Source organism: Nonomuraea sp. NPDC049649 (genome assembly GCF_040675175.1).
GTDB lineage: Bacteria > Actinomycetota > Actinomycetes > Streptosporangiales > Streptosporangiaceae > Nonomuraea.
In genome coordinates this window covers 127,936-140,187 of the sequence record NZ_JBFAOH010000003.1, presented here as the reverse complement: position 1 = coordinate 140,187, position 12,252 = coordinate 127,936, and the positions used below count along the sequence as shown (strand labels likewise).

10 protein-coding genes are annotated in these 12,252 nt (G+C 73.6%); 2 read left to right on the top strand and 8 right to left on the bottom strand.

The window, feature by feature from the left end; translation table 11 throughout:
- Nucleotides 1–13: 13 nt before the first annotated feature.
- From AB0J42_RS05905 to AB0J42_RS05890, 4 genes are read right to left on the bottom strand one after another with little or no spacing between them, the layout of a single operon-like run.
- On the bottom strand, nt 14–1,225 hold the full coding sequence (locus AB0J42_RS05905; RefSeq protein ID WP_364289352.1) for an MFS transporter: 1,212 nt from the start codon (nt 1,223–1,225) through the stop codon (nt 14–16).
- Nucleotides 1,225–3,036 carry a DUF4910 domain-containing protein gene (locus AB0J42_RS05900; RefSeq protein ID WP_364289350.1) on the bottom strand — a complete coding sequence of 604 codons (1,812 nt, stop codon included), beginning with the start codon at nt 3,034–3,036 and terminating at the stop codon, nt 1,225–1,227. The genes AB0J42_RS05905 and AB0J42_RS05900 overlap by 1 nt, the downstream gene beginning before the upstream one ends.
- Nucleotides 3,033–4,742 (bottom strand): aminotransferase class I/II-fold pyridoxal phosphate-dependent enzyme, encoded by a 1,710-nt coding sequence (locus tag AB0J42_RS05895; RefSeq protein WP_364289348.1) that lies wholly within the window; start codon nt 4,740–4,742, stop codon nt 3,033–3,035. The genes AB0J42_RS05900 and AB0J42_RS05895 overlap by 4 nt, the downstream gene beginning before the upstream one ends.
- Nucleotides 4,739–5,944, bottom strand: coding sequence for a hypothetical protein (locus tag AB0J42_RS05890; RefSeq protein WP_364289346.1), 1,206 nt, complete (start codon nt 5,942–5,944; stop codon nt 4,739–4,741). Before AB0J42_RS05890 ends, AB0J42_RS05895 begins: the two co-directional genes overlap by 4 nt.
- A gap of 207 nt (nt 5,945–6,151) precedes the next feature.
- On the opposite strand from AB0J42_RS05890, the gene AB0J42_RS05885 reads away from it, so the two are divergent.
- The gene (locus AB0J42_RS05885) at nt 6,152–7,000 is read left to right on the top strand and encodes a GNAT family N-acetyltransferase (protein WP_364289344.1); all 849 of its coding nucleotides are present in this window, start codon (nt 6,152–6,154) and stop codon (nt 6,998–7,000) included.
- On the top strand, nt 7,000–8,031 hold the full coding sequence (locus AB0J42_RS05880) for a GNAT family N-acetyltransferase (RefSeq protein ID WP_364289342.1): 1,032 nt from the start codon (nt 7,000–7,002) through the stop codon (nt 8,029–8,031). The genes AB0J42_RS05885 and AB0J42_RS05880 overlap by 1 nt, the downstream gene beginning before the upstream one ends.
- 18 nt (nt 8,032–8,049) lie before the next feature.
- Here the strand turns inward: AB0J42_RS05880 and AB0J42_RS05875 are convergent, their stop codons facing one another.
- From AB0J42_RS05875 to AB0J42_RS05860, 4 genes are all read right to left on the bottom strand, one after another.
- Nucleotides 8,050–8,901, bottom strand: coding sequence for a nucleoside-diphosphate kinase (locus AB0J42_RS05875; RefSeq protein WP_364289340.1), 852 nt, complete (start codon nt 8,899–8,901; stop codon nt 8,050–8,052).
- 298 nt (nt 8,902–9,199) lie between these two features.
- Nucleotides 9,200–10,390 carry a pitrilysin family protein gene (locus AB0J42_RS05870; RefSeq protein WP_364289338.1) on the bottom strand — a complete coding sequence of 397 codons (1,191 nt, stop codon included), beginning with the start codon at nt 10,388–10,390 and terminating at the stop codon, nt 9,200–9,202.
- Nucleotides 10,387–11,499, bottom strand: coding sequence for a hypothetical protein (locus AB0J42_RS05865; protein WP_364289336.1), 1,113 nt, complete (start codon nt 11,497–11,499; stop codon nt 10,387–10,389). Before AB0J42_RS05865 ends, AB0J42_RS05870 begins: the two co-directional genes overlap by 4 nt.
- The gene (locus tag AB0J42_RS05860) at nt 11,496–12,227 is read right to left on the bottom strand and encodes a class I SAM-dependent methyltransferase (RefSeq protein WP_364289334.1); all 732 of its coding nucleotides are present in this window, start codon (nt 12,225–12,227) and stop codon (nt 11,496–11,498) included. The genes AB0J42_RS05865 and AB0J42_RS05860 overlap by 4 nt, the downstream gene beginning before the upstream one ends.
- Nucleotides 12,228–12,252 lie beyond the last annotated feature (25 nt).

Below are 12,252 nucleotides of genomic sequence, written 5' to 3'. Positions count from 1 at the left end.
GTGACGAGCATGTTCAATCAATGTCCACGAGCATGGCATCAACCCGCCACCCGCGCCCCACCAGCACCGACACCGTCACCGCCGCGAAAATCAGCGCCGCGCCGGCATAGATCACTCGAAAATCGAGGAACCCGACGACGAGCGCCCCGACCCCCATGGACATGACGAACGGCAGATCGATGATCGCGTCCATTGCGGTCAGTGCCCGGCCCTGCATTCCGCTCTCGGTACGGCGCTGCACGAGCGTCGTCGTGGCCACCATGAAAATCGGGATGGAAAGGCCCACCAGAACGCCGCCCGCGCACATCGTCACCTCCGTGGCGGGGATCACCAGCGCCAGTCCCGCCGCGCTGAGCGCGAAGCCGACGGCCGCCGCCCGATGCTCGCCGTACCGCCTGATGAGCACGGCGACGACGAAGCCGCCGGCGATCGAGCCCACGCCCTGGAAAGCGGCGATGACCCCGACGAACGCGGCCGGCCGGCCGAGCCCCTGATCCACGGCGGCGAACATGGCCGCGTTGACCATCCCCGCCGCGCCCAGCGCCGCGGCCACCGCGAGCACGCCGACGCGAAGCTCGCGGTCCCCCAGCAGGTGGCGTACGCCCGCCAGGAGATCGGCGCGGAACCTGCCCGGTTCCCGGCCCGCCGGGGCGGTCAGGTCGGGCGCTCGCCGCAGCATGAGCAGCACCAGCACCGACACCAGGAACGTCGCCGTGTCCAGGATCACCACCGCGGACAGCCCCAGCGCCACGTAGAGAGCCGCGCCGAGCAGCGGGCCGAGCACCCGCAGCCCCTGTCCGAGTGAGCTGATCAGCCCGTTCGCGTCGCCGAGCAGCCGCGCGGGGACCATGGAGTGGATCAGTCCGCCCCTGGCCGCGTTGAAGACGTGGTTGGCGAAGCCGTAACCGAGCGTGACCGCGAACACGATCCACAGGTCGCCCGGATGGCGCACCAGCAGCAGGCAGAGCACCAGTGCCCCGGCCAGCAGGTCGTTGACGATCAGGACCTTCCGCCGCGGGAACCTGTCGACGAGCAGCCCGGTCAGCGGCGCGAAGAACGACGGCACCGATAGCAGGATGAACACCACTCCGGCCATCGTGTCCGAGCCGGTCAGCTCCTTGACGAAGATGCCCAGCACCACCAGGAGCGCCCGGTCCCCGATCATGTTCACCGTCTGGCCGAAGAACAGCAGCAGGAACCGGCGGTCGCGCAGCAGTTCGCGCATCAGTCCTCCTTCGCCCAGCCGGCCTCCACGAGCACGGCCAGGAACGCGTCCGCGAACTCCCCGGGCACCGCCAGCTCGGCGGCGCACTCCGCGTAGGCGGTGACCGCCGCCCGGTCCCGGCTGCCGTCGATGCCGTGCGCCAGGGCCAGCATCAGGGCATACGAGCGAGCCCGGTCCTGCGTGGCCTGCCGCTCCAGCCACTCCCGCCCGGCGGGACTGGCCGCCTCGGCCAGTCCCCGCAGATTGAAGGGTCCTTCCCAGGTACGGCGGAGCACCCGCCCCCCGCCCGCACCGCCCGATGACGGCGCGGCCCTCGCTCCGGGCGATGAAGCCCCGGCGCCCGCCCGGGACGGTGACGTCAGGGCGGCCGCTCCGGGCGGTGAGAACGCAGCCACGTGATCCGCCAGCGCGGTCAGCCAGGCTCGCGACTCGCCGCTCGCGGGACCGCAGAGCGCATCCAGCCCGTCCAGGGCGCCCAGGGCGACGGCGGTGCGGTGCCGCAGCAGTGCCGGTGTTCCCTGCCGGGAGGCGAGCAGCCGTTCCGCCCCCCAGCCCACCGCGATGCTCTCGAGTTCGGCGCGCTCGCCGGCGAGCCCGGCCAGCACCGCCGCGACCGCCGCGGCGACCGTGGCCGTGCGGCGCAGCTCCGCCGGGTCGAGCTTGTCGAGGGTGTCGGCGGCGCTGTGGTTGAACCGGTCGGGCCAGTGCCCGAGCGACACCGCGGGGCAACCGATGGAGGCGTCCACGAGCAGGCTGTGGTCGGAGGCTCCGACGAACGGGGTGGCGCGCCAGGCCCAGGTGTCGCAGGCCACCGCGCCGGAGTAGGAGCGCCCGGCCTGCGGCAGCGCCGCGACGACGTGCTCGGTGAGCGCGTTGACGAACCCGGGCAGGTGGTCGGGGCTGCGTTCGACGATGAGCGGTCCGCCGCACCTGCGCTGGTCCTGCCCGGCCATGTCCAGGTTCACCGCGGCCACCGGCGGGCGGGCGGCGACGTCGTGCAGATAGGCCGCCATCCCGGTGAACTCCGGACCCCAGAGGAACCTGATGCCGCGCCGCCCCCGCCTGCCCGCGAGCACCCTGGCCACGCCGAGCAGCGCGGCCGCTCCGGAGGCGTTGTCGTTGACGCTCGGCCGCGGGTGGCAAAGGTGCGCCGAGAGCAGCACCTCTTCGGGCCCGGCCCCGGGCAGCAGGCCGGTGACGACGGGCATGGCCGCCCGCCGGTGCGTCTCGATCTCGACCCGGACCCGGCCGCGCCGCAGCAGCTCGGCGGCCTGCCCGGGGGTGACGCTGAAGGCGGCCAGGCGGCTCCCGGTGGGCAGCTCGACCCGGCCGGGACCGGGGAGGCGGTCGGTGACCAGGCCGAAGGCGCCCGCGCTCGTGGCCCGCGCGATCGCGGCGGGCACCGGCGTGCCGGGGTCGTCGTGTACGGCCAGCGCCCCCGCACCGGCGCCGGCCAGCGGGACCACGGGGACGATGACGCCGCCGGGCGGGGTCGCCGCCGACCCCGCGGCCAGCGTGAACGGCTGCTCCGGGTAGCGCACGACGTCGTCGATCGCGGCCCGCACCGGGGTCCAGGAGAGCGGGGCGCGGAAGCTCCACCAGCGCCTGGCGCCGTCGGCCGGGAACTCCAGGACCCGCACGTCGCCCAGGCCCGCCTGCTCGGCCCTGGCGGCGACGTACCCGGCGGCCTCGCGGATCCCGTCAGACGCCTGGTACCGGTCGAACGCCGCCACCCCGGCGACGTCCTCGACCGCCCGCGCCACGTCACACCGCTCGAAGCAGTCCCGTACGGCGTCGCCGACGGTTCTCATCGCGCGGCCCGGCGGAGCGCTGCACGGCGGGCGGCGGAGAGCGGCACGCTGACCCGGGTCAGCCCCGGCAGCCGCCGCCCGGCCAGCCACGGCGGCAGCTCGTCCTCCGTCACCACCCAGGGCAGCTCGGGATGCCCCGCCTCCACCCGGCAGCCGAGCCCGCCCAGCGCCTCCACCAGCTCCGGCTTGGCCGCCGCGACGGCCCGCCGCAGCGGGGCGAGCACGTCGCCCCGGTCGAGCAGCCGCAGCGCCACCGCCAGCGACAGCGCCGACGTCCCCAGCGGCGGCACCGCCTGACGCACCGCGCCCGCCACGTCCGGGGAGCAGATGGCGAAGCCCGCGCGCAGCCCGCCGCAGCAGTAGCCCTTCGACAGGCTGCGCAGCACGACCAGGCCGGGCACCCGGGTGGTCAGCGGCACCGCGCTGGCCGCCGGACCGAGGTAGTTCGCGCAGGCCTCGTCGACGACGAGCAGCCCGCCTGCCGCGGCGGCGGCCCGGGCCAGCTCCGCCACCTGCTCCAGCGGTAGCACGTCGCCGCGCACTCCCGGCCGTTCCAGCAGGACGGTGGTCGGCCGTTCGCCCGTCACGTCCTGGCCGGGCGTGTAGACGCGCAGCTCGGCTCCGCGCTGCGCGGACCAGGCGGGCAGGTCGGGGTGGGCGTGCGCGGTGTGCAGGATCCTGCCGGGCCTGGCCAGCGCGTGCAGCAGCCCGGTCGTGCCCGCCCCCGTCACCACCTGGCCGGGGTTGAGCGGCACGCCGAAGTGGCGGGCGAGCACCGGGGCGGCGTTCCCCGAACCGTACGGGTCGTCCAGCGCGTAGGCGCGGGCGGGTTCCCGGGGATCGCCGACGGCGGCCCACGCCTCGTCGATCGCGCCCCGTACGAAGTCGATCTCGTCGGGCGCCCAGCGCAGGTCCACCTCGGCTCCGCGGCCCCGGTGCCCGAGCACGGCGGGACGGGGGCGGGGCGCCGCGACGGCGAGGATCTGGACGTAGCGGGTCTCCGGCCGGACGGCGGCACCGGGAGTGAAGCCGGCGTCGGCCCGTACCAGCTCGAAGCCCGCCGCCCGCACCAGCGACACGACCTCGCTCGGCAGGTAGAGCCTGACGTCGTCGCGGAGCACGGCGACGCGGCCGTCCGCGTGCGCCACGCGCAGCTCGCCGCGGCTCCGGCCGTCCAGCGGGTCGTACGAGCGCAGGAATTCGAAGGTGTCACCGCCCGCCTCGAAACGGTCGCGGGCCCGGTACTGGCTCAGGATGGCCGCGACGTTGGAGTGGTCGAGCACCAGCAGCCCGCCCGGGACCAGGCGTTCGCGCACCCGCCGCAGCAGGGCGAGCTGCTCGTCGTCGCGTCCCCAGCCGAAGGCCTGCACGCAGATCGCCGCGTCCGCCTCCGGCAGCTCGACCCGCTCCAGCAGGTCGCCCTCGATGAGCCCGACCCCGACCCCGGCGCGGTCCGCCGCCGCTCTCGCCTGCTCCAGCGCCCACGCGCAGACGTCGACCCCGGTCACCCGGTAGCCGTGGCGGGCCAGCCCGACGGCGTGCCGGCCGGTGCCGCAGCCGAGGTCGAGCACCCGCCGCCCCGGCGCGTGCTCGGCCAGCACCCGCAGCAGGTAGCCGGTCTCGGCGGCGGTGCGCTCCGGGGTGTACTCGTGCCGGGCGAAGCTCCAGTAGTCGGGGGTGAAGTACTCGGTGTACCAACGGGTCACGCGAACTCCTGGCGCGCGAAGAAGTCGCACACGTCGCAGATGTCGACGGGGTTGCGCACGCCCTCCTGCGCCACGTAGACGCCTTCGCAGACCCGGCACTTCTCCTCGACCAGCGGGAACATGTAGCGCTGCATGGTGGAGAACGCCTCGAACAGGTAGTAGTCGATGCCGGGCCAGAGGCCGTACAGATGGTCGGCCATGGCGTAGGCCATCGAACGCTCCTGCGGGCCGGTGGTGAAGCGGCCCGGGGTGCCCTGGCGGTTCAGCTCGGGGGCCACCAGCTCCAGGTAGATCGTCAGCTCCTTCTTGGGGACGCGGTAGAGCGGGAAGACGTAGCGCAGCCCGCCGATCTGCCTGACGGGGATGCCGCCCATCCGGAAGCCGCTGGTGATCCAGGTGACCATGCTGGCCACCAGGTCGTCGGCGTTGAAGCCGAACGCGACCGTCCCGGCGCCGATGCGGTGGGCGTGGTCCTCCAGCATGCGCCGGAGCACCTGGTGGCCGACGACCATGTTGAGGTGGCTGCGGTCGCCGCCGACGACGTCGTTCATCGCCTCCACGAAGGGGCGGCGGAGCTTGAAGACCCGCTCGATGTCGGAGGCGTCGACGATGACCTGCTCGATGCCGAGCCCTTCCGCCGAGGCGCGGGCGGCGGCGAAGGTGGCCGGTTCCTCCCAGTCGGGCAGGCCGGTGATCGTCACCGAGGTCATGGTGAAGGCGGGCAGCCGGTCCCTGGTGCGCTCCAGCAGCTTCAGGAAGGCGACGCTGTCGCGGCCGCCCGACAGGCCGATGACCACGTTGTCGTCCGCCTGGAGCACGCCGTGGCCGAGCACGCTCTGGACGAAGGTCTCCTCGACGTAGCGGACGAAGCTCTCCTCGTCGAACTGCTCCACGCGCCGCTCCAGGCGGCCCATGGTGTCGAACAGGATGGACTTGCTGTAGATCGGGTCGGGCGTGCCGTAGACCGTGGTCGGGGTGCGGCGGGTGACGTCGAGGTCGTAGTGGCGGACCTGGCGCACTTCGAGGACGTCGAGCTCTCCGACGATCGTCGTCTCCTCGGGGACGATCTTCCCGTCGCGGGTGGTGATCACCGCGTTGACGGGGATGCCGTGTGCGGTCAGGACCTCCAGGAGGGGCCGTCCGGGGGCGGCCTCCAGGGTTTCGGAACCGCCCACCTTGTTATGGAAGACGACTTGGGCCACGGCTTTCTCCTTGCTATTTCCTGTGCTTAATATCGTTTCTACAGTCGGCGAAAGGGCGCCATGAGCGACAGCCTGGACATTGGCATCTTCACGTCAATCGATGCCCTTGACGGCGCGGAATGGGATGCGATCGTCTCGTCCTGCGGGGCACCGGTTTTCTATCGGCATCGATATCTGCGGTCCTATGCCCGTTCTCCGCTGACGCCGGTGAAGGCGTTCCGCTATCTGGTGGTGCGCGAGGGCGGGCGCCCGGTCGCGGTGCTTCCCGTCGCGCTGATGGACGGGCTGGACCCCCTCGGCCAGTTGCGCGCCCGCTATCCGGTGACCGGCGCGGAGCGGGGCCTGCTGACCCACGTCTGGCACTGCTACGACGCCTGGCTGCCCGGCGCGCCGCAGCTGGAGGCCGTGGCCGGCGCGATGCGCGCGCTGGCCGTGGAACTGGACGCCGACTGGTACGGGTTCGTCAACGTGCCGCGTGACTCGCCGCTCCGCGCCGGGCTGGTCGAGCTGGGCTTCCCGGCCGAGCACATCGAGGACCGCTTCCTGCTCGACCTGCGCGGGCTGCCGCACCCGCTGGCCCACGCCACCCGGAAGGCACGCACCAACCTGCGGCGGGGCCTGCGCCGGGCGGCGGAGTCCGGGGTGTGGCAGCGGGTCGGGCCCGCGGGCGAGGCGGACCTCATGGAGATCGGGCGGCTCTGCGCCAGGACCGCGGCCAGGCACGGCACCGGCGGTTTCTACCCGCCCGATCTGTTCGCCGGCTTCGTCACCGGGCTGGGCGGCCTGGCCGTGGCGATCGAGATCCGCCAGGAGGAGCGGCTCGTCGCCGCCGGGATCGCGCTGCGCGACGGCCGCCGCCTGCACGCCTGGGCGTGCGGGGTGGACTACGACGTGACCGGAGGGTTCAGCCCGTACGCGCTGCTGCACCTCGCGACCGCCGAGCAGGCCGTGCGCGAGGGGTGCGAGGTCCTGGAGGGCGGGCGGGGGAACCCGCGGTTCAAGCTCAGGCACGGGCTGAGCCGCCTCGCGCTCGACGCGTGCCTGGTGCGGGTCTGATGCGGGTGACCGCCGGGCTGCTCCCGGCCGAGGGACCGCTGTTCAGCACCGGCCGCTGGCTGGCCGCCATGAGCGGGCGGGTGCCCGGCTCTCCGTACACCTTCGAGCTGGGCGGGGCGATCCTGCACGGGACGGTCGTGGCACGGCCGCATCCGGGCGAGGCGTTCGACCTCGGAACCCTGCTGGCCGCGGACACCGCGCGGCTGCCGCTGAGCCCGGCCACCAGGGCGGCGCGGGCCGGGCGGACGTCCTGGCCCGGGTGCGCGCCGCACCTGGTGGTCATGCTGCCCGGCTACGAGTGCCACGCGCTCGGCCCGGCCGGGGAGGACGCCGCGGCGGTGGAGGCTCTGGTGGGCGAGATCGTCGCCTGGGCGCGGGGGCGGGCGCTGCGGGCGGTGGCGTTCCTGTTCACGCGGGGGCGGGCGCTGGAGCGGGCGCTCGGCGGGCAGGGGTTCACCGGGATTCCGATGTCGTACTCGTGCGAGCTCACCCCGGGCGCGCCCCTGCCCGCGCGGCGGGCGAAGGAGGCGCGGCGGGAGCTGCGGCGGCTGGCGGAGGCGGGGGTACGGCTGCGTACGAGCGAGATCTCGCGGCCGGTGCCGGGGATGGTCGACCTGAAATGCGGACATTCTCTGAAATATGGCGGTAATCCTGACCCGGTGGCGGCCGCCCGCCGCCTGGAGGCGCTCTGCTCGGGCGGCGCGTTGCTGTTCAGCGCGGAGCTCGGCGAGCGGCTGCTGGGCTACGGGCTCTTCGTCCCCCACCGGGACACCTGGTACTGCGTGAGCACGGCCATGGCGTACGACGTCCGGGAGGCACGGCACACCTACTTCGCGACCGCCTTCTACGAGCCGGCCGCCCGCGCCGCCGAGGCCGGCGTCGGCCGCCTGCACTACGGGCACGGCGCCTGGCGGGCCAAGCTGTCACGCGGGTGCCGGGCCATCGAGCTGCCGATCTGGGTGCTGGCGCTGGACCCGGAGCTCAAGCCGCTCATCGAGTGGAGCGCCAGGACGACCACGCCGGCGCCATGAGGGGGGCGCCGTGAGGGGTCACTGCCAGCGGCGCAGCGGCGGGAACAGCATCGACGTCTGCAGCACGGCGTGCTCCCACCGGTCCATCGACACGCCGTACACCGCCAGTCTGGCCGCCGCCCGGCGCAGGTCGTGACGCTCGCCTCCGGGCAGGAAGTCGCAGGCCAGGAAGTCGGCGAGCGGGTGTCTGGCGGGCAGCAGCGCGGCGAGTTCGGCGCCCGCGCCGTCGCGGGCCGCCACCGCCAGCTCGGGGGCCAGTTTGCGGGCCTCGTCGTCCAGCTCGTGCCAGAGCGCGGCCACGACCCGGGCGCGCAGCCCCGCGCGCACGTCGTCGAACTCCCTGCTCTCGCGAGGCGTCCCGGCCTCCAGGAGCGCCACGAGGTCCCGGAGCGGCCGCAGGTCGCCGTCGAGCGGGGTGCCGTAGCCGCCGCCCATGAAGATCCCGGCCTCGTGCCGGGAGTCCTCGGGGCTGTCGGCGCTGTGTACCAGATCCAGCAGCACGTTGACGCCGCGCAGGTCGCGCCTGATCGTGCCGGGCTCGGCCGCCGCCGGGTCGCTGGCGCCCTTCAGCGCCCGGAGGCGCAGGTGCGGGTCCGGCGCGGGCGACCTGTCTTCTACCAGCAGGGCGAGGCTCGGTCCGAGATCGAACACCGCGTCGACCTGCCGGTAGAAGTAGGCCTTCCAGACGGAAGTGATCTTGGTTTCGTGGAAGGCGTCCTGCCCGGGCGGCCGGTGCCACAGCACCTCGTAGCGGATCGGCTCGAACCCGTGCTTCTCCAGCCGTTCCAGGACCGGAGTGACGAGATGCCGCATCAGCGCGTCGGGCGGAAACAGGAACAGGACAGTCCTGTCCCACACGATCTCGGGCATCCGTCACTCCTTAGAATCTAGCCCTTACGGGATTTCTTGATGCGGGGGCGTCTGATGACAATATGGATGTGCCGGTCCATGGGATCGTCTCACTTTCTCCGGAGCTTGGGACGACGGACGATGTAATGATGCCGGTCCATGATTTCCTGCCTCATTTCCTGTTCAGCTTGGGGCGATGGCTGACTCGACGTCGGCGGTCCATTTCTCTCCTTTCTGCACGGCGATTTTCTGGGCCCCATGGTCGCCGTTTTCCGCGGCGTTATCGCGGGCCGCCGCTTTTGTTGGCAGCAAGACGCCATCATGTGCCGCCTGCGGTCGCCACGGCGAGCGGTCCCGGGGCCGGGCCGGGCGCGCGCGCCGCCTCGACCGCCGCCAGCTCGCCGGCGAGGGTCCAGCCGGGTGCGCCGGCCACCAGGGCGTGCTTGCCGTACAGCAGAACCTCTTCCAGCGACTGCTCCGCCTCCAGCCGCAGCAGCGCGGCCGCGCGCCTGGCGGCCCGCGCCACCTCCGCCTCCGTCCACCGCGGCTCGGTGAGCAGTTCCGTCGCGCGGTCCACGACCTCGTCCAGATGCTCGGGCGCGGTGGCGAGGAAGACCCGCCAGGTCCCCGCGTCGAGGTAGGGGACCACCATCGGCCACAGTTCGTAGCAGAGCCCCCGCCGGTTGCGCAGCTCCTCGGTGAGCAGCGCCGAGCTGGCTCCGGCCAGCAGCTCCATCAGCACGGGCCACCTGTGGCGCAGCGGGTCCCGGTACGGCGCCGCCGCGCCGCCCAGCACCACCCCGGCGGTGTCCGCGTTCAGCCGCAGCGCGGCGTGCCCGCCGCCCCAGACAGGCGGCTCGCCGGGATCGCTCTCCTGCCACGGCGGCAACGCGGCCAGCGGCCCCTTGTCCAGGACGCGCAGCAAACCGTCGGGGTCGGCGCCCCCGCACACCACCACACCGGCCGAGCCGAGGAAGCGCCGGTGGTGGTCGCGCAGCGCGTCCAGCTCCAGCCGGTCGACCTCCTCGATCGTCCCGCCGACCGGCCTGCCCAGGGGGTGTCCCGGGAAGGCGAGCTCGAAGAAGACGTCATGGACGACGTCCAGCGGATCCGCCGCGGCCAGCCGCAGCTCCTCCTGTACGACCTTGCGCTCGGCCTCCAGCACCGGCGCGCTCAGCTCGGGCTCGGCCAGGGCGCGGGCCAGGATGTCCAGTGCCCCGATCGCTTCCCCGGTCGGCACCCGCGCGTACAGGGCCAGATGCTCGCGACCGGTGACGGCGTTCGCCTCTCCGCCGAGCTCCTCCAGCAGGTCGACCACCCGCTCCCCGCCGGCCAGCGGAGCCTGCATCAGCATGTGTTCCAGCAGGTGGGTGCCGCCCGCCGTGCCGGGCTGCTCGTACCGGGAGCCGACGCGCAGCCACACGCTGACCGTGGTCACGGCGGCGCCCGGCCGATGCGCGATCCAGGCGGGCGCCCCGCCGCTTGAGTGCACGTGGATCGGGCGGCTCACAGCACACCCGCCGGCTCCGCCCCGGCCAGGAGCTCCTCGTCCACCTCGGTGCCGTGGACGAGGATGAACCGTCCCACCGGCGTGTGCGCCCACATCGCGCCGCCGTACTCACGCAGCGTCAGTACGTCCGTACGCTCGCCGCCCTCGACCGGCAGCGCGAACAGGATCAGCCCGGCCTCCAGCGCGGCCCGAGGGCTCAGCCGGCCCAGGATCGCGGCTCCCGGCCTGCGCAGCTGCAGCGTCGTGGCGGCCAGCCGGAGCGGCCGGCGCAGCGCCCTCAGCACCCTGGCCCGCCGCCGCGACCGGCTCTGCCGGACCTGCGCCCGGCGCTCGCCCGGCAGGTCCGGCACGTCGAACGGGCTCTGCCGCAGCAGCCGCGCCAGCTCGGCGTACTCGGGCCAGAGCTCCGCCGCGCCGACCGCCGGCGCGCACCGGGTGAGCGTGGCCTCGTCCGCCCCGCCGAGCAGCAGCGCGGCGTCGATCAGATCCCTGACCCGGTAGGGCTGCTCGAACCGCTCGTACAGCAGTGCCAGGAGATTCTTGACCACCGGGTCCGCCGGCGCCTCCGTGCGGTGCGGCGCCCCGATGCCGTCGCCGATGTAGGCGAGCGTGCTCAGCTCGATCCCGTACGATAGGGCGTACGGATCGTCCGGCATGCGTCGCAGGCTGACGACCACCTGGATCTCGCCGCCGAGCCTGACGAACGAGGCGGTGTGCATCGACCAGCCCTCGGCGAGCAGCCACCCGGTCAGCGCCCACAGCCGGTCGCGGTCGGGCACCCAGAGGTCGAGGTCGTTCATGTACCTGAGCAGGCCGTCCGGATACCGGTCGGCGAACTCCAGCCCTTTGAGCGAGACCGGCCGGTCGGGCAGGCGCTCCCACTGGTCGCGGTAGAAGGCCATCCGCCCGCGCTGCTGCTCCAGCTCGTGCGCCAGGGCCGGACTGAGCCGCCGCCCCTCGCTCTCCCACGCGCTCAGCAGCGTCGCCACCAGCGAGGGCTGCTCACGCCGGGCGACGTAGAGCACCTCGCCCGGCGTCTCCATCTCCTGGCCGGTGATCAGCTCGAGGGCCGCGACCACCTGCTCCGCGCCGACGTCGGGCCCGTTCATGCCGGCCTGCGCAGGCACCACACGGCCGTCGAGGACTCCGGCCTGAGCGGCTCTCCGGTGAACCCGGCGTGCGCGCTCTCCACCTCCCAGCCGGTCTCCGCCGCCCACCGCCCGATCTCGGCCGTGGTCAGCAGGCACATCCGGATCGGCGGGAAGTAGCGCCGGTCGGTCACCCGGCGTTCGTCGAGCGTTTCGAGCAGCCCGACCATCTCGACCTCCAGTCCCTGCTTGTCCAGCATGCGCGTGACCTCCCACACGGTCCGCCGCTCGTCCCAGACCCGCAGCCGGGGGACGCCGTCCCGGGCCTTCTGCCGCTCGGGGCGCGGCTGGACGACCTCGAAGGCCAGCCGCCCGCCCGGCAGCGCGTTGCGGTACGCGCAGGCCAGCGCGGCGCGGACGGCCCGGCGCGGCAGATGGTTGAGGGTGTTCTGCCCGCAGTACTGCAGCGCCACCGGTTCGGGCAGCTCGCAGGCCGCCAGGTCGGCCTGGATCAGCAGGACGCCGTCGCCGAGCCGGTCACGGGCGGCGCGCAGCATGGCCGCCGAGATGTCCACCCCGACCCGGGGTTCGACCTCGGCGGCCAGCCTGCCCGTGCCGATGCCGAGATCGGCGACGGACCCGTGCGCGGTGGCGGCCAGCCGCTGGTAGTAGGCGATCTCCCCTGGTTCGGCGCCGCCCATCGCGGTCCAGGCGAGGTAGAGCTCCGCCCAGTGATCGAAGTCGTGCATCGCGCTCTCCGGTGTCGGGACCTCG